At 46.8% G+C, this 19,427-nt stretch carries 21 protein-coding genes, 1 tRNA gene and 1 other RNA gene; 19 read left to right on the forward strand and 4 right to left on the reverse strand.

Annotation, left to right across the window (positions count from 1 at the left end; genetic code table 11):
* Positions 1-17: 17 nt before the first annotated feature.
* From A1sIIB76_RS01280 to A1sIIB76_RS01290, 3 genes are read left to right on the forward strand one after another with little or no spacing between them, the layout of a single operon-like run.
* Positions 18-1,265, forward strand: a complete 1,248-nt coding sequence (locus A1sIIB76_RS01280; RefSeq protein WP_095696770.1) for a DUF4032 domain-containing protein — start codon at positions 18-20, stop codon at positions 1,263-1,265.
* A complete protein-coding gene (locus tag A1sIIB76_RS01285) occupies positions 1,265-2,125 on the forward strand; it encodes a co-chaperone YbbN (RefSeq protein WP_095696771.1) in 861 nt (286 codons plus the stop codon). The genes A1sIIB76_RS01280 and A1sIIB76_RS01285 overlap by 1 nt, the downstream gene beginning before the upstream one ends.
* A complete protein-coding gene (locus A1sIIB76_RS01290; RefSeq protein ID WP_095696772.1) occupies positions 2,125-3,330 on the forward strand; it encodes an MFS transporter in 1,206 nt (401 codons plus the stop codon). The genes A1sIIB76_RS01285 and A1sIIB76_RS01290 overlap by 1 nt, the downstream gene beginning before the upstream one ends.
* A gap of 1 nt (position 3,331) precedes the next feature.
* On the opposite strand, the gene aceE is transcribed toward A1sIIB76_RS01290, so the two are convergent.
* Complete coding sequence (aceE, locus tag A1sIIB76_RS01295) at positions 3,332-6,052, reverse strand: pyruvate dehydrogenase (acetyl-transferring), homodimeric type (protein WP_095696773.1); 2,721 nt, start codon at positions 6,050-6,052, stop codon at positions 3,332-3,334.
* A gap of 111 nt (positions 6,053-6,163) precedes the next feature.
* On the opposite strand from aceE, the gene A1sIIB76_RS01300 reads away from it, so the two are divergent.
* The 3 genes from A1sIIB76_RS01300 to A1sIIB76_RS01310 all read left to right on the forward strand — a co-directional run bounded on the left by A1sIIB76_RS01300 (position 6,164) and on the right by A1sIIB76_RS01310 (position 7,154).
* Complete coding sequence (locus A1sIIB76_RS01300; protein WP_095675455.1) at positions 6,164-6,544, forward strand: DUF3052 domain-containing protein; 381 nt, start codon at positions 6,164-6,166, stop codon at positions 6,542-6,544.
* A gap of 9 nt (positions 6,545-6,553) precedes the next feature.
* Positions 6,554-7,012, forward strand: a complete 459-nt coding sequence (locus A1sIIB76_RS01305) for a peroxiredoxin (RefSeq protein ID WP_095696774.1) — start codon at positions 6,554-6,556, stop codon at positions 7,010-7,012.
* Positions 7,013-7,082: 70 nt separating this feature from the next.
* Positions 7,083-7,154, forward strand: a tRNA-Val gene (locus tag A1sIIB76_RS01310).
* A 7-nt stretch (positions 7,155-7,161) separates the two neighbouring features.
* Here A1sIIB76_RS01310 and A1sIIB76_RS01315 read toward each other — a convergent pair.
* The 3 genes from A1sIIB76_RS01315 to A1sIIB76_RS01330 are packed head-to-tail and all read right to left on the reverse strand — an operon-like array spanning position 7,162 to position 10,080.
* The gene (locus A1sIIB76_RS01315) at positions 7,162-8,352 is read right to left on the reverse strand and encodes a hypothetical protein (RefSeq protein WP_190286246.1); all 1,191 of its coding nucleotides are present in this window, start codon (positions 8,350-8,352) and stop codon (positions 7,162-7,164) included.
* A 4-nt stretch (positions 8,353-8,356) separates the two neighbouring features.
* Entirely contained in the window at positions 8,357-9,733 is a 1,377-nt protein-coding gene (locus tag A1sIIB76_RS01325) for a metallopeptidase domain-containing protein (protein ID WP_095696776.1), read from the reverse strand.
* A complete protein-coding gene (locus tag A1sIIB76_RS01330) occupies positions 9,730-10,080 on the reverse strand; it encodes an iron chaperone (protein WP_190286247.1) in 351 nt (116 codons plus the stop codon). Before A1sIIB76_RS01330 ends, A1sIIB76_RS01325 begins: the two co-directional genes overlap by 4 nt.
* Before the next feature lie 108 nt (positions 10,081-10,188).
* Here A1sIIB76_RS01330 and A1sIIB76_RS01335 point away from each other — a divergent pair, with 108 nt between their 5' ends.
* The 13 genes from A1sIIB76_RS01335 (at position 10,189) to A1sIIB76_RS01395 (ending at position 18,915) form a co-directional block, all read left to right on the forward strand.
* Positions 10,189-10,563, forward strand: coding sequence for a copper resistance CopC family protein (locus tag A1sIIB76_RS01335; protein ID WP_223298780.1), 375 nt, complete (start codon positions 10,189-10,191; stop codon positions 10,561-10,563).
* Positions 10,564-10,639: 76 nt separating this feature from the next.
* A complete protein-coding gene (locus tag A1sIIB76_RS01340; protein WP_095684399.1) occupies positions 10,640-11,368 on the forward strand; it encodes a zinc ribbon domain-containing protein in 729 nt (242 codons plus the stop codon).
* Positions 11,368-12,450: a bifunctional RNase H/acid phosphatase gene (locus A1sIIB76_RS01345; protein ID WP_095696779.1), complete on the forward strand. Its 1,083-nt coding sequence runs from the start codon at positions 11,368-11,370 to the stop codon at positions 12,448-12,450. Before A1sIIB76_RS01340 ends, A1sIIB76_RS01345 begins: the two co-directional genes overlap by 1 nt.
* Complete coding sequence (locus A1sIIB76_RS01350) at positions 12,447-13,337, forward strand: TerC family protein (protein ID WP_223298781.1); 891 nt, start codon at positions 12,447-12,449, stop codon at positions 13,335-13,337. Before A1sIIB76_RS01345 ends, A1sIIB76_RS01350 begins: the two co-directional genes overlap by 4 nt.
* A 70-nt stretch (positions 13,338-13,407) precedes the next feature.
* The gene (locus A1sIIB76_RS01355; protein ID WP_095696780.1) at positions 13,408-13,839 is read left to right on the forward strand and encodes a CBS domain-containing protein; all 432 of its coding nucleotides are present in this window, start codon (positions 13,408-13,410) and stop codon (positions 13,837-13,839) included.
* Positions 13,840-13,862: 23 nt separating this feature from the next.
* An RNA gene (gene rnpB, locus A1sIIB76_RS01360) (RNase P RNA component class A) lies at positions 13,863-14,228 on the forward strand.
* Positions 14,229-14,445: 217 nt separating this feature from the next.
* Complete coding sequence (locus A1sIIB76_RS01365; RefSeq protein ID WP_190286248.1) at positions 14,446-15,084, forward strand: DUF305 domain-containing protein; 639 nt, start codon at positions 14,446-14,448, stop codon at positions 15,082-15,084.
* Between the two features lie 13 nt (positions 15,085-15,097).
* Positions 15,098-15,478: a hypothetical protein gene (locus A1sIIB76_RS01370; protein ID WP_095696782.1), complete on the forward strand. Its 381-nt coding sequence runs from the start codon at positions 15,098-15,100 to the stop codon at positions 15,476-15,478.
* 48 nt (positions 15,479-15,526) lie between these two features.
* Entirely contained in the window at positions 15,527-15,913 is a 387-nt protein-coding gene (locus A1sIIB76_RS01375) for a beta propeller repeat protein (RefSeq protein ID WP_095696783.1), read from the forward strand.
* A gap of 587 nt (positions 15,914-16,500) precedes the next feature.
* Positions 16,501-17,043: a DUF305 domain-containing protein gene (locus A1sIIB76_RS01380; RefSeq protein ID WP_095696784.1), complete on the forward strand. Its 543-nt coding sequence runs from the start codon at positions 16,501-16,503 to the stop codon at positions 17,041-17,043.
* A gap of 11 nt (positions 17,044-17,054) precedes the next feature.
* Positions 17,055-17,666, forward strand: coding sequence for a hypothetical protein (locus A1sIIB76_RS01385; protein WP_095696785.1), 612 nt, complete (start codon positions 17,055-17,057; stop codon positions 17,664-17,666).
* Between the two features lie 9 nt (positions 17,667-17,675).
* Positions 17,676-18,089 (forward strand): QcrA and Rieske domain-containing protein, encoded by a 414-nt coding sequence (locus A1sIIB76_RS01390; RefSeq protein ID WP_095696786.1) that lies wholly within the window; start codon positions 17,676-17,678, stop codon positions 18,087-18,089.
* Positions 18,090-18,246: 157 nt separating this feature from the next.
* Positions 18,247-18,915, forward strand: a complete 669-nt coding sequence (locus A1sIIB76_RS01395; RefSeq protein ID WP_095696787.1) for a hypothetical protein — start codon at positions 18,247-18,249, stop codon at positions 18,913-18,915.
* Positions 18,916-19,427 lie beyond the last annotated feature (512 nt).

The raw sequence follows: 19,427 nt of genomic DNA on the forward strand, positions 1-19,427 counted from the left end.
AAGAGAGAATAACTCCCATGGCGCTTCGAATAACGGGACTGGGTGAAGAGATTGCTGCCGTCACTGGACTTTCGTGGAACCTGCCACTGGAGCAGTGGCCAGAAGATCCGATGCTGGCCGAAAAACGAGGCATCTCCCGCCACGTAGTGCGCTTGGTGCGCTCTACCGATGACCCCGAATCCGAGGTCTATGCCGTCAAAGAGACGGTGGCAGAGTTTGCAAACCGCGAATACAAGATTTTGCGAGAGCTTACACATCTGAATTCTCCTAGCGTTCAATCGATTGCCGTCATTGAGGGTCGCACCGATAACAACGGTGAAGAACTTCCCTGCGCCCTCGTCACTAGGTTCTTGCCGTACTCATTGCCCTACCGCGTTGTACTCAGTGATAAGAACGTTACTGGTGAAGAAGTAACGCTGATGGCCAATGCACTGGCGCTGTTGCTGGTGCGCCTGCACCTGCTTGGTTTCTGGTGGGGCGATTGTTCACTTTCCAATACTTTATTTCGCAGAGATGCTGAAGCCTATGCCGCCTATCTAGTCGATGCGGAAACGGGTGAGTTTCAAAAAACTTTAACGGCTGGACAGCGCGAACATGATTTAGAGATTGCCCACTTTAACGTTGCGGCAGAGTTAGAAGATCTACAACTATCGGGTGTTCTCTATCCGGGCATGGACCCAATCCGCGCAAGTACCGCACTTATCAACCGGTATCACCGGCTGTGGTCTGCACTAAAAGATCGCCAGGTACTTGATCCCACTGATCGCCACGCAGTTGAACGTGCCATGCGTCAGCTACATGACCTCGGTTTTGCAGTAGAAGAAGTCTCAGTTTCTATGGAAGAAGGCGAAGATGCAGGACGCTTAGTCTTTCAACCCAAACTTGTCGCCGCCGGTTATCACAAGAATCGATTACGCGAGCTAATTGGGCTAGAAACAGAAGAGCTGCAAGCAAAAAGACTACTTGCCTCATTTGATCGCTTTCGAGGCCGTGAAAAATCTCCTAAGCCGCCAGTTGCAGATTCAGCCAAGAGATGGCTTGATGAAGTTTTTAGACCGACAGTTAACTTGATTCCACCAGAGCACGAGGGAAGAATTGAACTTGCTCAATTTTTTCATGAGACGCTGGAGCACCGTTGGTACTTAAGTGAAAAAGCAGGACATGATGTGGGACTGGAATTTGCGGCAAAGGCTTATATTGCAGATGTTTTGCCCTTCCGGCGCGATTCTGGCGTCAATGTACGAGTTGATGGCATGATTCAGTAATGAGCTTGCCACCTAATTTTTCTCAGGCAGTAGATTTAAGTTCACTGGGTAAACCAGCGCCAGATACTTCTATTGCGATGCCGGGAATAGTTGTCACTACTGAGAATCTGCAGTCAGAGATACTTCCACTATCAAATACGAAACCAGTAGTAATCATCTGTTGGTCGAATCGTTCTGCCGAATCTGTCACCGTGCTTCGATCACTGGCAAATCTGGAAGCGGCAGATAATGGAAAGTGGGCGCTAGCAACAGTTGATATCGACACCCAGGCACCTGTTGCCCAAGCCCTGCAAGCGCGCACGATTCCCTATGGCGTTGTCTTTATCGCAGGCCAAGCAATCCCTTTCCTTGAGCAAGCACTGACTGAAACCCAACTTCGGGAAGTGATGAACAAAATTCTCACCATTGCCGCAAAGCAAGGAATCGGTGAAGAGCCAGCAGAAAGTTCGGAGCCAGAAGAAGATGAAGCGCTAGCCGCCCTTGATAAGGGAGATTATGAAAGCGCCGAAGCGGCATACAAGAAACTACTTGCTCGTAAACCGAACGATAATTTTGCAAAGCTTGGGCTTGCGCAAGTGCAACTTCTGCTTCGCACCGAAGGCATTGATGCTCATCAAGTCATGGAGTCGGCGGTGAAGAACCCAGATGATATTTCTATTCAGATGCAGTGTGCCGATGTGGAAGTGATGAGTGGATATCTTGAGCCAGGCTTTGAAAGGTTGTTGCGGTTAGTGCAGATCCTCGATGGGGATGAGCAGAAGATGGTCAAAGATCGCCTCCTTGAACTATTTGCTTTAGTTGATCCTGCTGATCCACGAGTGATTAAAGCTCGAGCACAATTAGCAAACGCGCTTTTCTGATGTCATCAGTGATTGACCACAGCAAAGAGAAGAAACTCCTTCATGCTCTCTTTGCTTGTTTTGGTTTTGGCATTATGGCCTGGCTCCCGCGTTTTCCAGAGGTAAAGGCCAATCTGCAATTAGATAATGGGGCTTTCGGTTCGATTGTGAGCACAGGTGGAATTGGTGCATTTCTTGGACTTCTCACCGTTGGGCATATCATCCACAAATTCGGAGCCTTTCGGGTCACGATTACTTCAATTCTTTTACTGTTTTCATCTCTAGCTTTATTGGTACAGGTGAACTCATCTCTGCCTTTTCTATTCTTTAATGTTTCATTTGGTTTCGGAATTACTGCGGTTCATGTCTGCCTGAATTCACATGGCTTTCACCTCCTTGAACGGGGAAAACTCAATGTAATCACCAGTGGAGCCGGTTACTGGAGTGCGGGATCACTTGCCACATCAATCCTCTCCGGGCTATTAGTAGGCCGGGTGGCGCTTACGACCCACATCACCATCCTTTCTGTTCTTCTTACTGTGATCATGCTTTCAATAGTGATTCGACTTAAAGCGGTGCTGCTTGAACCTAATACAAGCACTGATCATGACTACACAATTAAAGACATTTTTACCTCTTTTGAAATTGATTGGCCAGTCAGCCTTGGTATGGCGTGTGTGATCTATTTAGAATTTGCACTCGGTGACTGGGGGACAATCTTTCCCAAGGAGCGGCTAGATATCTCGGCGGGCCTGAGTACGGCGCCATTTATTGTTTTCACAGCCGCCATGATTGTGGGCAGACTCCTCATTGCTCGGTTGCTTAATTTTGCACCGATTCAGATTTGGGCCAAACGTGGAGTTATCTTTGCCGGAATCGGTTTTGGTGGCTGCATTATTGTGGCAACGCATTTGCCGGCAAATCTGACGTGGTGGTCCTACTCATTGTTCATCCTTGGCTATGCAATGGCAGGCCTTGGCTCATCATTTGTGGCACCGTCTTTTTTTGCTGCAGCAAATCGTCGTTCTAAGTTACCGAGTGCTGTGGTGGTGGGTCAGTTTGGTGTGACAAATACTGTTCTTACCTTTGCCGTGAAATGGATTGTTGCCTGGACCATTCAGTTCACAGGATCAATCGCACTTGCCATGATGATTCCAACAGCAATGATGCTGGCAACTATCTTCTTTACAAGCGCTCTCAAACAAGAGAGCGCCAGAGAGAGCTAGCTCAGCCAGAACCTTCGGTGTTGCCGGCATCTGCAGCGTGCACATCAAAGATTCGGTATTTATCGATAGCTTCTTGCACAACAGATTCTTTTACTTCCCCTGCCTTAGCAAGCTCGGCAAGTGTTGCCACCGTAATTGATTCGGCATCGACCTTAAAGTGGCGACGAAGTGCACCGCGTGTATCGGAAAGACCAAAGCCATCGGTACCAAGTGAGTGGAATTGATTTGGTACCCATGGTGAAATCTGGTCCTGCACCGCGCGCATGAAGTCAGAGACGGCAATAACCGGCCCTGGTGTTCCAGCAAGCTTGTCATGGACGTAGGCACTCTTCTTATCACTTGGATTGAGCATGTTATGGCGATCTACTTCTAGCCCATCACGACGAAGTTCATTCCAGGAAGTCACAGACCAGACCGAGGCTGCAACGCCCCAATCTTCGGCGAGTAACTTCTGTGCCTTAATGGCCCAGTTGACTCCCACACCAGATGCCAGAATTTGAGCATTCTTCTTGCGCTGCTTTGAGGCAGGTGCATAGAGATAAATTCCCTTGAGCAAACCTTCAAGATCAAGGTTTGCCGGCTCTTCTGGTTGCAGGTATGGCTCGTTATAGACAGTCATGTAGTAATAAATATTTTCACTGTTCTCGCCATACATCCGGCGCAGGCCATCTTTAAAGATATGGCCTACTTCGTAAGCAAAGGCAGGATCGTATGCAACCACTGCTGGGTTAGTTGCAGCCAGCAGATGCGAATGTCCATCTTCATGTTGCAGGCCTTCACCGTTCAAGGTGGTGCGCCCGGCTGTTGCGCCCATGACGAATCCACGTACTAACTGGTCAGAGGCGGCCCAGAAGGCATCTCCAGTGCGCTGGAATCCAAACATGGAGTAGAAGATGTAGATCGGAATCATTGGTTCATCATGTGTGGAGTAGGAAGAGCCAACTGCGGTAAAGGATGCAACTGATCCCGCTTCGTTAATTCCTTCGTGCAAAATCACGCCAGTAGTTGATTCCTTATAAGAGAGCATGAGTTCGCGGTCCACCGCCATGTATTGCTGACCATGAGGGGAGTAGATCTTTAGCGTTGGGAACAATGAATCAAGACCAAATGTGCGAGCCTCATCAGGGATGATCGGGACGATGCGGCTGCCAAGTCCTGGATCTTTGACCAAGTCTTTGAGCATACGAACAAATGCCATCGTTGTGGCAATCTCTTGCTGACCTGAACCACGGCGCACAGATTCATAGACTTCATCTGCCGGCTGTGGCAAAGGCTTTGAAACTTTGCGACGACGTGGAATTGATCCACCTAATTCTCGGCGACGCTCTTCCAGATATTTCATCTCAGGTGAATCAGCTGGTGGGCGGTAGTAAGAAGGTGTGTATTTATCTAACTTGTCATCAGTCAGCGGAATATTAAGGCGATCGCGGAATTCGATAATGTCTTCCAGCGTCATCTTCTTCATTTGGTGAGTGGAGTTACGTCCTTCGAAGTGCGAACCAAGAGTCCAGCCCTTAATGGTCTTGGCCAGGATGACGGTTGGCTTTCCATTTTTCTGCACCGCAGCGGTGTATGCGGCAAAGAGTTTGCGATAGTCGTGGCCACCGCGCTTGAGTCCCCAGACTTGATCATCAGACCAACCTGCGATCATTGCGGCAGTGCGTGGATCGCGACCAAAGAAGTGTTCGCGAACAAATGCGCCACTTTCGGCCTTAAATGTTTGGAAATCTCCATCGAGGGTGGTGTTCATCAAATTAACGAGAGCGCCTTCACGATCTTGTGCCAGTAGTGGATCCCATTCGCGGCCCCAGACAACTTTGACCACATTCCAACCGGCGCCACCGAACATTGATTCCAGCTCTTGAATAATCTTGCCATTACCGCGCACCGGACCATCGAGGCGCTGCAAGTTACAGTTCACAACAAAGGTGAGGTTATCGAGCTTCTCGCGAGAGGCCAGACCGATTGCGCCAATGGTGTCGACCTCATCCATTTCACCGTCGCCTAAAAATGCCCAAACATTTTGATCACTTGTATCTTTAAAGCCACGGTTATGTAAGTAGCGGTTATAGCGTGCTTGATAAATTGCATTAATCGGACCAATACCCATAGACACCGTTGGGAATTGCCAAAACTCTGGCATTAAACGTGGGTGTGGGTAGGAAGATAATCCGCCGCCTTGGTGTGAGAGTTCTTGGCGAAATCCATCGAGTTGATTTTCAGTAAAACGTCCTTCGAGAAATGCTCGTGCATACATTCCAGGACTGGCGTGACCTTGGAAGAAGATTTGATCTCCGCCACCAGGATGATCTTGTCCGCGGAAGAAGTGGTTAAAACCAACTTCATAGAGGGAAGCAGATGAAGCGTAGGTAGAGATGTGTCCGCCGACGCCCACACCTGGACGCTGCGCGCGGTGCACCACCATCGCTGCATTCCAGCGATTAAATCTGCGAATACGACGTTCCATTACTTCATCGCCAGGAAATTCTGGCTCGTGTTCTGGGGAGATTGTGTTGATGTAATCAGTGGTGCGAAGTTGGGAAATTCCGATGTTCTTCTCTTGCGCCCGGCGAAGCAGGGAGAGCATCAAATAACGGGCGCGGACTGGACCTGCTGCTGTGAGGGCGGCGTCGAAGGAGGCCTGCCACTCTGCCGTTTCACCTGGATCCGTATCTACAAGTTGATCGATTATCTGATCTGGGAATCCATCGAATTCAGTCATGGCCGTATTCTCGCCCAAAATGGGTGCAAGCACAAAAAAAGAAGGGTAAGTACAGGTGAAACCCTTGTAAATATTCGTCACATTCGGTGGACTTATCCCGTGGCAATGCGCATGGGGTTTGCTCAAGGAGAGCTCGTCCTCGAGGTGGGATATGGGGCAGATTGTGATGCCGCTCTCCGCAGCGAGATCATGAAAATTACTGGAACCAAATTTCTTGAAGGTTCCACCAATGAAGTCATTGATGCCGTTCTCTTATGGTTTCGTGAAGATGATGGCGATCTCGTAGATGAATTAATGGATGCCATGGCGTATCTTTCTGAAACCGGTTCCATCTGGGTGCTCACTCCAAAGGTTGGTCGCACTGGCCATGTGGAGCCAAGTGATATTCAAGATGCAGCGCCCACATGTGGACTCAGCCAAACTTCATCCTTAGCGGTGGCAGCTGATTGGACCGCAACTCGTCTAGTGGCACGAAAAGCGGGCAAGCGATAGATTCGCGCAATGACAATTGCAATCGGTGATGTAGCCCCAGATTTTGAGCTAAAAGATCAGAGCGGCAGCAAGGTTTCCCTCTCATCATTTAAGGGTAAGAAGAATGTAGTTCTTGTCTTTATTCCATTCTCATTTACCGGCACCTGCACCGGTGAACTCTGCGCCATCCGCGATGACATTTCAGCGTTTGAAAACGATAACGTGCAAGTCCTTGCCGTCTCGTGCGATTCCATGCACACTCAGAAGATCTTTGCGGCACAAGAGGGTTACACATTCCCAGTTTTGGCTGACTTTTGGCCACATGGCGCAGCAGCTAAGGCCTATGGGATCTTCAATGAAGATATTGGATGCGCACTGCGTGGAACATTCATCATTGATAAAGTAGGCATTGTGCGCTGGTCAGTAGTTCAAGGCCTAGGCGATGCTCGCAACAATGGCGATTACAAAACTGCTATTGCAGCTCTCTAATCTCGCACTTCTTACGCACGATTTTCCTACTTTCGTATATTTAAAGTAGTATTCGCAAGCAGTATTAGCCGGGTGGCTAGCTCAGTGGTAGAGCGCCTCGTTTACACCGAGGATGTCGGGGGTTCGAAACCCTCGCCGCCCACGTTTTATTATTTTTTATTTTCCTTGTACACCTTCGATGCGACCCTTGATAGCACTACGGATGCTTCATCCCAACTGATTCCGTAAGCCTTTTTGAACGATTCTTCAAATGTCAGACCGTCAGCCCGCTCAATTTGCACTTCGAAAGTTTTATCTACACCACCAACTGCAACCAAGGCATCCATGACGATGTATCCAAGACTAAAGAGCATTGAATATGTTTTAGAGGGGCAAGGCGCCTGCATATTCTCTTTCAAAAATGTTTGAATCGTCTCGGGTTCATAGTCTTTGAGAACCCACTTATTGTCAGTAATCCAGCCCCTTCGAATTTTTACGTAGTCCTCATCGCTCTTGGCAAGCGTTGGGATTGAGACTGCCTGCGGTTGCCCTTCCGAGTACCAACAAGGCATTTGCATATTTGGATGAGTCCTTGTCTTTCCCTTAAAAATCATTTGTTGAACGGCGTGGGTGTACTCGTGCAAATCATTTTGGCCATTAAATTTTTGGACATTGAATCTTGTAACAGGAGTTGCGACACTTGCAAGCACGATTGCAATTTCGGTGGTTAAGTTTGTCACTGAACCGTCGCAATCTATACCGGAACATTTGTCAGATGCCTGATCTGCGTAGTTAATTCCCAAATTAAATGGGCTTACATACTTACTAGCTTCAGTTCTGGCCCAGGAAACATCTTGCTTATTAAACTCAACAAATTTCACCTCTGCAGGTTGTTTTTGGCCGCCCATAACTCGCGAACCTAAAGTGACCGCATCGATTGTCCATTGATTTGGATATCTCTCAGGAGTATTCGGACCAAAGAGGAAAGAAATCTTCAGATCCGTTGATTTATAGAGTGTTAAATTCTTCTGTATTTGCTGCCAAGTGGCATATGGAATACCTGCCAAGTTCTCCTCCAAATCACTGAAAGAGGTAGGAAGAGCCGGCAGCTTCTCAACAACTGGCTCTGGTGTTACAGAAGGAGTAGGCGATGCAATAACAGCCGGCTTTGCTACAGCAACCCCTTTATTCCACACCAACTTCTTACCTGACTTAATACAAGTGAACTTCTTACCAGCACTTGTATTGACTAAACCTGCCTTTGAGCAAGCAGCACCTGCCTTCACAGCAGCACTGGCTGGAGCATTAAGAAATGCAGTAAGGCATAATAATGCTAGAGCCCAGATTCCAATTTTCTTCATTACTTCAATTTGCCTTGCTAATTGATACGTAAGCGCCAGCTGTAACACTCTTTATCACCTTGATTTTGAATCCGTTTGTGATTGTCGATTCTCCGACGCCCATAGATCCAAGAAGCACTCTATTTTTTCTTGTATCGCTTCCAAATTTCGTCGGGTTGGAGACAATGTTTATAGCACCCTGGTTATCGGGAATACTGGTATCTAACGTGTAGACAATTACACCGGAATTCGCCTCTGACAGATTATCGAGCTCAGTTTTTCTTCGTAGCTCTACGACCACACCGTTAGATTGACTAATTTTAATCATCGCAATCTTTGTTCCTGTGGAAGTGGTGCCCACGGGTGTTAAGAGATGAATTGACTCCTTGCTAGAGCTGGCGCTTATGCAATTAACCTGGTTTTCCTCGATCCAACCTAGGAAGTATTTGTTGAATCCAAGGAAATCATCCATTCCGAAAACATTGCCCATGACATCCCAACCCGCAGGCCCTCTTGCACCGGCATAAATATGGTTGAGTCCAAGCAGATGGCCCGTTTCATGAAGCAACCAATTTTTCTTAGTTGAGTCATCTAAATATTCATCAATTGGACCGAGTGTGGCCAGAAACGAAGTTCTTCCATCAGCACTAAAACCTTGCCCACCAGATGCTCCACCCTCAGTTTTCGGTTTAAATGTGGGAGTTACTACATTAACAAAATCGTATTTCGAGAAATCTATATCAGGGTCAGCCGCGACTATTGCATCAGTGAGTAGTTTATTTGTCTCTAGGGCTTGAGCAGGAATTGAACCTGGCGCATTTCCGGCTTCACTTTTTATGTATGCGCCATAAGGAGTTGAAATACGATAAAACTTTTCTTGCAACTCGTATTTGAGTTTATATCTCCCGTAACTCATTGCAGCAAGAGCCTTTTCCGCCCACGGCACTTGAGTCTGCTTCCATACGGAAATTGCACGTTGATCTGCAGGTAGATCTGGGAAATCAACAAATAATACGATGGACTTTCGATCACCGGTTGCTGGAATATATTTTCGCTCTCTAGGAAATCCAGTGTAAAGATCTGGGTTATTTCCTGCCTTATTTAATTTACATTCAGATGCAGAAATGAAATCAGAAGCTAGCGAAACCACAGGAAGCTCCTCAGGCGCGCCAGATTGATTAGGGGTGGGTGCCTGTGTCGGCGTTGAGGAAATTATGACTACCCCTTTATTCCACACCAGCTTCTTACCTGATTTAACACAAGTGAACTTCTTACCAGCACTTGTATTCGTAGTTCCTGCTTTCGAGCACGTTGCACCGGCCTTCACAGCGGCTGTGGCAGGTAGGGCAAATGCTGATAAAAGGAAGGCGGCTGAAATCGTCGTAGCCAATAACTTTTTCATAGCGCAATCCTTGCCTTAATCAACTTAGCAAGCAAGGTCTTTGTCAGAGGTTTATCTACTGGGACGTGAATCGCGCTCTTTGTTGTGGTGAATTTTGCTAGCTCCTCTGGAAATAACTTCAAGATAGATCCACTAAATGGGTAGTACCCGACATGCTTCTTATTGGCCAGTAGGCCTGCAACAACCTCGCCATCAACTCTAAAGGCTGGCATGGCATAACTGACAACCTCTTGGGCCTCAGGAATAATCTGCAGAATTCGCTCGCGCATCTCTAACATCGTCTGGCGATGAGGTGAAGGTGCATTGTCGTAGTAATTCTTCACATCTACAGGGATACGCCGTGCCATATGGAAATTCTCCCAGATGCCTGCTGATGTGGGTAGGTCTAGATTCGCAGGTACTATGACATTATGCGTGGACATCGGATAAAAGCTAGTAAATTTCTAGACACTTTGATGTCTGCCAGCACATTCTTACTTCTGGCCTTGATCCTTGTTATCTCTCATATCGCAGCGCCAAGTGCAATCGCCCATGCCGAGATAGCACGGACAAACCCCGTGAAAAGCGCCATTCTGACGCAGTCACCTAAATCTGTGTGGATTGAATTTGGCGAAACTTTATTAACGCTAGATAAAGAGAAAATCAATGTTTTAAAAGTTACTGATTCACGGGGAAAGCGCGTTGATAAGTCACCAACGATTGTCAGTGGTGTGCGAGCAACGACGAAGATCGTGGGCACCCTGAAGAAGGGCACGTACTTGGTTACCTACCGTGTGGTCTCAGTAGATGGTCATCCAGTCAAAGGCAGCTACTCCTTCAGCGTTAAGTAGCCGCTGGCGCACTGGGTAAAGTAAGGTTCGGCTAAGAATTACATATTGCACCGCCACTTTTCTAGAGGAGAACGCCGTGAAAGCTAGCGCTAGCGACCAGCGTTCCATCCTCGATATTCAAAATTTTGACCTTCACAGCGCCACCTTAAAGAACAAGGCAGCGACCCTGCCCGAACTAGCTGAGATAACTTCGAGCACCATCAAGGCGAATAATGTGCGCGACTTACGTATTGCCGCCGAAACCGAACTCAGTGATGTCAAGCGCGAGCTACTACGTGCTGAAGGTGATGTTGAGCAGATCGTTACTCGCATTACTCGTGATGAGACCCGACTGGCATCCGGAACCGGAACCCCAAAAGAACTTGAGCAGACCCAACATGAGCTTGTCACCTTAGGCGCTCGCAGATCTGAGTTAGAAGAAGTTGAGCTTGAAATCATGTTGCGAGTAGATGGACTCAAAGAGCGCATTGCGGCTTTAACGGCAGAGGAAGCAGAGCTTGCGGCAATCATTGCTGATTTAAATATCCGCAAAGAAAACGCTATGGCTGCAATTAACACCGAACTTGAAGGAATTGCCACAGATCGTGCGGCAACCACACAATCAGTCAGCGCTGAATTCCTGGCGCTCTATGAAAAAATTCGTGGAGCAGATGGTGGCATAGGTGCGGCAGCACTTGCTGGAAATCAATGCAAGGGTTGCCACTTAACCCTTAATGCACATGAGCTGCAAAGAATCACCGGGTTGGCAGATGATGAAGTTATTAGATGTGAAGAATGTCGGTGCATATTGGTGCGTGATCACTAATGGCACGTCACTTTAAGTTAACCGCCGATGGCGGCTCTCGGGGAAACCCAGGTCCTGCTGGCTATGGCGCAGTGGTTACTGAAAACGGCAAGATCGTCGCCGAACTCTTTGATGTTATAGGGGTGGCAACTAATAACGTTGCCGAATACAACGGCCTGCTCGCTGGGCTTGCTCATATCCATCAATTGGATAAAGAGGCAACGGTGGAAGTTGCGATGGACTCTAAGTTAGTTGTTGAGCAGATGTCTGGCCGTTGGCAGATTAAGCATGCTGATATGCGCGATTTAGCTAAGCAATGCCGCGATGCTCACACGCCATCACTTGTCACCTATTCTTGGATTCCCCGTGATGATAATTCACATGCCGATCGCCTTGCCAATAAGGCACTCGATGGTGGCAGTGCCCATAAACCAGCTGCCGTCATTCAACAGAATTACCTGACAGATCGCTTGCGCAGCGCCGAGATTCCTACCTTTATCTATTTTGTGCGCCACGGGGAAACAGTTCTCACACCCACCCGTAAATTCTCCGGAACTGGAGCACTTGATCCAGAACTAATGCAAGATGGGCTTGATCAAGCAGAGCTTGTTGCAGAAGAGGCTGTGAAGTTGGGTGCCGAAGTTCTTATAGCTTCACCACTTAATCGCACGCGACAGACAGCTGAAGCAATCGCGCGCACCACCGGACTTGAAATCATCTTTGATGAAGCCTGGTTTGAACTCTCATTTGGATCATGGGATGGGAAATCAATTGAAGAGGTAAAAGAGCAAGAGCCCGATGCCTATCAGGCATGGCTTAACTCAACTGCCTATGCACCCGGTGGGGGAGAGTCATGGGACCAAGCAACAGTGCGCATTGAAGAAGCGCTCGAGAAGTTGGTGGCCGAGTATCCAGGGAAGAAGATAATTGTTGTGACACATAACGGAGTCATCAAGACTGCGGTGAGATTGGCCATAGGAGCACCAGCCGAAGCCGTCTTCCACGTCGATGCGGCGCCATGTTCGATATCCTCTATCTCTATCTGGCCATCTGATGGCCTGCGCGCTGTGCGATCCGTCAATGAAAGAGGGCACCTACGTTGATTTCATCTACAGAATGGCTAGTAACTGTTGCGGTACTTGGCGCAGTCATAGTTGCCGATTTAATCCTGGCAATCGTGCGCAGAAATAAAGAGACAACTCCGCGCGAAGCCTTAAGTTGGACCCTCTTTTACGTTGTTGCCGCCATTGCATTTGGTTACTTCTTGCCGCAGTGGGCTCCGGCTGAATATCGCAAAGAGTTCATCGCTGGTTGGCTCACCGAGTATTCGCTATCAGTTGATAATCTCTTCGTCTTTATCATCCTGCTCGCCACACTTAAGATCAAGAAAGAGTCGCAACAACTCGTCCTGCTTTACGGAATTCTGATTGCGATTGTCCTGCGCGTCATCCTTATCTTCCTTGGCGTAGCACTTGTCTCCAGGTTCACCTGGGTCTTCTTCTTCTTTGGCGCATTCCTGATCTTCACCGCCTATAAGTTGGTAAATGAGAAAGAGAATGTGGAAGAAGAAGAGTCAAAGCTTGTCGTATTTATGCGCAAACGAGGTTTCAGTAACTTTGCCATCGCACTTGTGGCCCTTGGCATCACAGATTTAATCTTTGCACTCGATTCCATTCCGGCCATTCTTGGTCTGACGACCAGCAGCTACGTAGTCATAACCGCAAATATCTTTGCGCTGATGGGTTTGCGCCAGCTCTACTTCTTACTCCAAGGCCTCATGGATCGACTGATTCACTTATCTCGCGGGCTCTCATTTATCTTGGCATTTATCGGAGTCAAGATGGTCCTCCACGCCCTACACAGCATCGGGGTTCACGTGCCTGAGATTTCACTCGAGCTAAGTTTGGCGGTCATCATTACTACGCTTACGGTTACCGCGATTACTAGCCTCTATGCCACCCGTGGTGGTTCAGGAAAAGAGAAGATTTAACCAACCCGCCCTATTGCTTCTTGCTGGCAAGAGAGCAGTATGGAGCCACTCAAGAGTTAAGGAGTGGCCTATGAAGATTGGCAGCATAATCTCAGGAAAGCGCGTTGAAACTATTTCAGCTAGTGCCAGCATCCATGATTTGGTGAGCTCATTAAACTCACACCATGTCGGGGCCCTAGTTGTCTCTAGTGATGGCAAGAAAATTGATGGAATTGTGTCCGAGCGAGACGTTGTCCGAGCGATGCCGGGCAAACTCGACCAACTAATTGGGATGCATGTTCGCGACATCATGACCGTCGATGTCCACACCTGCACCGCAGATTCCACCGTTGCAGAACTAATGCAGATGATGACCGAGCTGCGGATACGTCACGTTCCAGTTGTTGATGGCGAAGGAGCCTTGATTTCTATAGTTTCTATTGGCGATGTGGTTAAAAATCATGTGAATGAACTCGAATCCGAGCGCCAGGCCCTGAAAGATTACGTAGCAAGCGGTAATTAAACTCCCGTACCATTAGCCAACGAAGAGTCGCCCGGATCACCGCGTTGCAGCTCTAGATTAATTTCTAGACTGGACCGAGGAAAGTCCGGACTTCACAGAGCAAGGTGGTGGGTAACGCCCACCCGGAGCAATCCGCGGGAAAGTGCAACAGAAAGTAAACCGCCAATAGCAATATTGGTAAGGGTGAAACGGCGGTGTAAGAGACCACCAGTGCATGTAGTGATACATGTAGCTATGTAAACCCCACCTGAAGCAAGACCAAGAAGATAGTGCGTTGCTCGCGCAAGCTATCGGGTAGGTTGCTTGAATCTGCAAGCAATTGCAGATCTAGATGGATGGTGATCGGTTCGAAAGAACTACAGGATCCGGCTTATAGGGCGACTCTTCTTCCAATTAGGGGGGCGCAGGTTAAAACTGCGCTCACCTTTCTGCATTTTGTTTGTACAAGTTGTTACATAACCTGTCGCAGATTTGTATGTTTTTATGGGGAAACGATGGGCAAATATGGGCAGTTTTGTGGGCAGATTTCTGACTACAAACAACTTCGCTTGTGACAGGAAACCCTCAGAATTTACGAGTATGTTTGAGTAGAGATAGATGGTGGTCATGCAAATCAATATCGACAAGAAAACTGGAATTTTATCAGGGGTCATAGCAGTACTCATTGGCGTCACTATTTTCTTAATGGGCACTCAAAATAGCTCTTCAGGTTTGTTTGGGATGAACCACTCAGCCATGGATGGAGAAAACAACTCAACGAACTCCAGTTTGCTTGGTTCAGATGCAATGTTCTTTGAAATGATGATTCCTCATCACCAACAAGCCGTTGATATTTCTGATCTGGCCATCTCTCGTTCCAAAGACACCGAACTTATTGAATTGGCTAAGAAAATTAGAAATGGACAAGCCGCTGAGATTATTCAAATGAAAAATTGGCTTGCAGATGCGGGCGATAGTTCAATGATGGGCCACGGTATGAATCACGGAATGAACCACTCCATGGGTGATGGAATGGGTGGAATGCTCACCGAATCTGAACTGGATACCCTTAACTCTCTTAGTGGCTCAAAATTTGATAACTACTGGCTGAGGGGCATGATCACCCATCATGAAGGTGCTCTCCACATGGTTACGATGATTAAGGATTCGAATCGCTCAGAAATTCAAAACTTTGGAAAAGAAATTGTCTCTGTTCAAACTGCCGAGATTGAGCAAATGAAAAAAATGCTCAATCGAATTGGATAAGAAAGACTTAAGTATGCTTAGTTTTAGAAGAATTACTATTGGATTTCTAGTTCTCACACTTGTGGGTGTATTTGGGTTCAGCAATATCGCATACGCCCAAACTCTTGACTCAGTCTCACACATCCACCATGTCAAAGTCATTGAAAAAAACGTGCTTGTCTTAACTCACGAGGGCCTCTTTGAATTAGTTGGTAAGAATGAAATGAAGTTAGTTGGAAAAGATAAGTTTGATGTAATGGGATTTACAACTTTGGATAAAGCTTTGATTGCTAGCGGACACCCTGCGCAAGGTTCCAATATGCCTAATCCAATTGGCCTTGTTAGATCCATTGATGGTGGCTTAACCTGGAAAGCAGTCTCTTTGGTCGGAAAAGTTGATTTCCACTTGCTATAAGGCGCCAAAACCGATCTTTACGGTGCAGATTCACAAACTGGAAAATTAATGTACTCAGCAGATTCTGGTCTGACATGGCGAACTTTAGGAACAAACATCTATACAGATATTGCTGTTTCACCTGAAATGTCAGGAATGGCTATTGCGATTAAGGATTCAGACTTACTGCTCACCGCTAATTCTTTCAAATCATCGACAAAGATCAAAAGTAATCTCAAAATTACTCAAGTCGAATGGCGTAAATCAGGACTTTATGTATTGAGTGGCAGTTCGCTCTTTAAATCAACAAATACAGGTAAAACTTGGAAGAAACTGAACACATTTAGGGGCGCTCCTGGCATTCTGAGTGCCAGTGATCAGATGATGCTGGTAACTGTGGTCTCAGATATCTATACGTCGTTGGATGCTGGCAGGAAATTCAGACTAGTTCCCTAAACTCACTTATGCGGCGAATCTTCACCATATTTAGAGTTCGCTGAGTAAATTTAGTCTCAGCTCGAAACACGTAATATTTCAAATGGAATTTCCCTTGGGTGACCTCTAATATTTGGGGGTGTTTATTAGGGCTGTGAAGGTGCGATGGCTAGCCGTGCCACTTACTGCCCTTTTTCTTCTTTTTAGTTCAGGAGCTGCTGCAGCACCTGACTGCCATGTTGCATCGACGGTGCAACCGACGAGCCAATCTGAGGCAGTGAGTAGTCACGCAGGGCACACACATAGTCATTCACCTCAAGTAATCACCAGTGCTGTTTCGAATTCTCAAGAAACACTTCTTTCTGTGGGAAGCACGCTCAGCAGTGAAATATGTGTTGTGGTTGGATTCATCGTTTTGCTTTTGCTTCGCTTCTCACGTGCGATTAGATCAACGCTCACGGCGAAGCAATTTTCTCTACCGAGATATCAGGCACCCCTATTTCTGTCCAAAAATCTGGGTTATCTCAATTTAAATCATCTTCAGTTGGGGATAATTCGCATCTAATTCTTCTCTCGTCCAGAAATTAATTACGAGAAAAGGAGTTTTTATGCTGAAAAAAATCAGTATTTTATTGTTGGCTGTTGGGGTCATTCTGATTCCAAATGGCGCTAATGCTTCGACGCATGCAAAGTCATTACAAAATCTAGGCATGAATGAAATCATGTTTGCCCAGATGATGATTCCGCATCATGAGCAAGCGATTTCTATGTCGGAAACCGCTCTTAAGAAGAGTCGCAACCAGGCAATTTTGAAACTCTCTAACCAGATAAAGAGCCTTCAAGGCACTGAAAAGTCACAATTGGCGTATTGGCTGAAAGCGACAGATTCTTCAATGACGATGGATCACGATATGCAGATGTCTGGAATGTTAACTACGAAGGAACTTGCTTCACTGAAACGTCTAACTGGAACCCAGTTCGATCGGACATTCCTGCAACTGATGATCAAGCATCATCAGGGGGCACTTGAAATGGTTGATCTCATTTCTGATTCCAAAAATGCGGAGGCTAAGGCGCTTGCTAAAGCCATCAATTCTGCACAAAGTAAAGAAATAACATCCATGAAACTACTTCTTAAGAAATTGAAATAAGGAGAAATTGAATGCGTAAAGTACTTGTAAGTATTGCGACCGTGATTGGTCTAGTTTTAAGCTCGAATGTTGCCTTTGCTGATACGGTAAAACCAGGTGCAAGCATGACACACATGAAGACCGCTGCAGGAGTTGCATCAACTCTTGAAGCAGCAGGTGTAATTCTTTATGTTCAAGGTGGAGCAACATCTGCTGTTGTTGGTGACAATCTGAGTGCGGCAACCAGCCAGGTTGTTTTTCATATTCCAATAACTGCAAATAAGGCTGGTGTTCAACATGTTGGAAGCAACATTATTTTCTTCAACACAGAAAACAACCAGTACCTCACACTCAAAAATCCAGTTATTGATCTAGCCACGGGAGTCGTTTCAGCCACAGTTCCACAGGCAGGAGATGCGATCGTAGATATTTTAACAATCACTAATGCGTCAACTGCTAAGCCAAAGATCACAAACGATAAGAAGGCAAAGCAGCGTACAACTGCCTACACAGGTACCACATTGGTTCTTGCGCCAGGAGTAGCTGCAACCATCGCATCAGTCTTAGGTCTACCAGCTGGTTCATTGCCAGATGGATTGGCCTTTGGAACAGCTGATGTCACTCTGTACAGCAAGTTGAAGTGAGGACTAAAGATGGAACCAATCTCGCGTCGTTCTTTGATTGCAGGTGTTTGCGCTGTTGTCGCTTTAGGTGGAAGTGAGATCCCCGCTGCAGCAAATGCGGCGGTGAAGAAGCTTCCTGGTGGTCGCATATCGGTAAACCTCAATGCAGTGCCGGCATTAGCAAAAGTTGGTGGGGCAACAAGAATTGGTTCCGTAAAGGGGGTGCCAGTAGCGATCGCTCGTACTGGCACCTCTCAATACATTGCCCTTAATCTTTTATGCCCACATCAAGGAGTAACTGTCACGCGAAATGAGAGTGGATGGGTTTGTAATGCCCACGGCTCTGAATTCGAACCTGACGGTGATTTGGTGTTAGGACCAGCAACGACAGGGCTTACCCGCCTTCCTATGAAGATCTCAAAGGGTGTAGCAACAATCGGGTAGTAAAGAAGTTGCTTGCCAGATATGTGTGGGAAGGCCTCGAGAAATCGAGGCCCTTTCTATTTCTCCGGCTTATAGGGCGACTCTTCTTTTCTAAATTCACAGGGTATTCACACCAGTGGTTACCGATTTAAAGAATTTGAGCCGATAGGTTCCGCGAATGAAAATTAAAACTATTGCAATTTCTGCAACAGCATTTATTCTTTTGGGTGGAGTATTGGGAGTTCAACAATACATTTCATCGCAGATTACTTCAAAGGTTGAGCGAGAGATGCCCAATGCTTCAGGTATTAGCGCCTCTGTTCCATTGGCAGATGTACCAAGCAATCTGACTTCTGATTCAATTAAATCTGCAGACATAAACATCAAGAGTTTTGCTCTTAAAGGGAGCGGCACAAAGACTTCGCTAGACATCTCCGCATCAAATATCAGTAAAGCAAAACCAACCCTAGTTGGCTCTTTGGAAGTAACGGCTACTATTCCTGCATCGACAATTACAAAATCATCCGAATTCAATGATGCACAAATTGTGGGGAATACTTTACAAGTGTCTGCAGGAGCAGGTAGAATGAGCACAGCGCTCCTAATTCCAAAGTACTCAAATAGCCAGCTTTATTTTGAACTTCAGAGCGTTTCAATCCTTGGCAATCAAATCCCTGCTTCATCATTACCGGCCGATCTTCAAACTCAAATTAAAAGCAAGAACCAAAGAAGCCTGACGCCACCTAAGGGGCTTAAAGTTAAATCAGTTTCACTCAGCAGTAAGGGGCTCTCTGTCAAAATGTTCGGTAGCAATGTTCAACTGGGCAATCTCGGGTCCGGCTTATAGGGCGACTCTTCTTCACATAATAGTTACTGCGAGTAACTTCACTTTTGTGACATAATTCGAGTACGGTTGTTTGGTAGTAATTAGGACTTGGTCAATTCCAAGTCCTTTTTGCTTTCTATTCCAACTCTTAAGTTATGTGCAATACTTCCACTACGCATGTTTGGTAGTAATCGGGACTTGGTTTATATCCAAGTCCCCTTTGCTTTAGCACATTCATCTTTCATCCACAGGCCTCTTCATCACACAGTTTCGATAGTGGGTAACGTCCTAACTTCACGCTCGTGATGGGGGCGTGTTGTAATTGGCAGCCTGTTCGTTTACCAAACAATCGGAGAGGGTTCGAACCCCGTCGTCTCCACCACAGTCTTAGTTACTGCAGTTCGGTCTATTGGTAATGGTCAAGAGAATTGCAATAGCTGTGCATGGGAGAGCCTCGAGAAATCGGGGCTCTTTCTTTTTTACTCTGGCTTAGAGGATGATTCTGGCAATGACTGAAGGTAGTTGTGTATTTT

The sequence above is a fragment of the Candidatus Planktophila versatilis genome (assembly GCF_002288265.1).
In the GTDB taxonomy this organism is placed as follows: domain Bacteria; phylum Actinomycetota; class Actinomycetes; order Nanopelagicales; family Nanopelagicaceae; genus Planktophila; species Planktophila versatilis.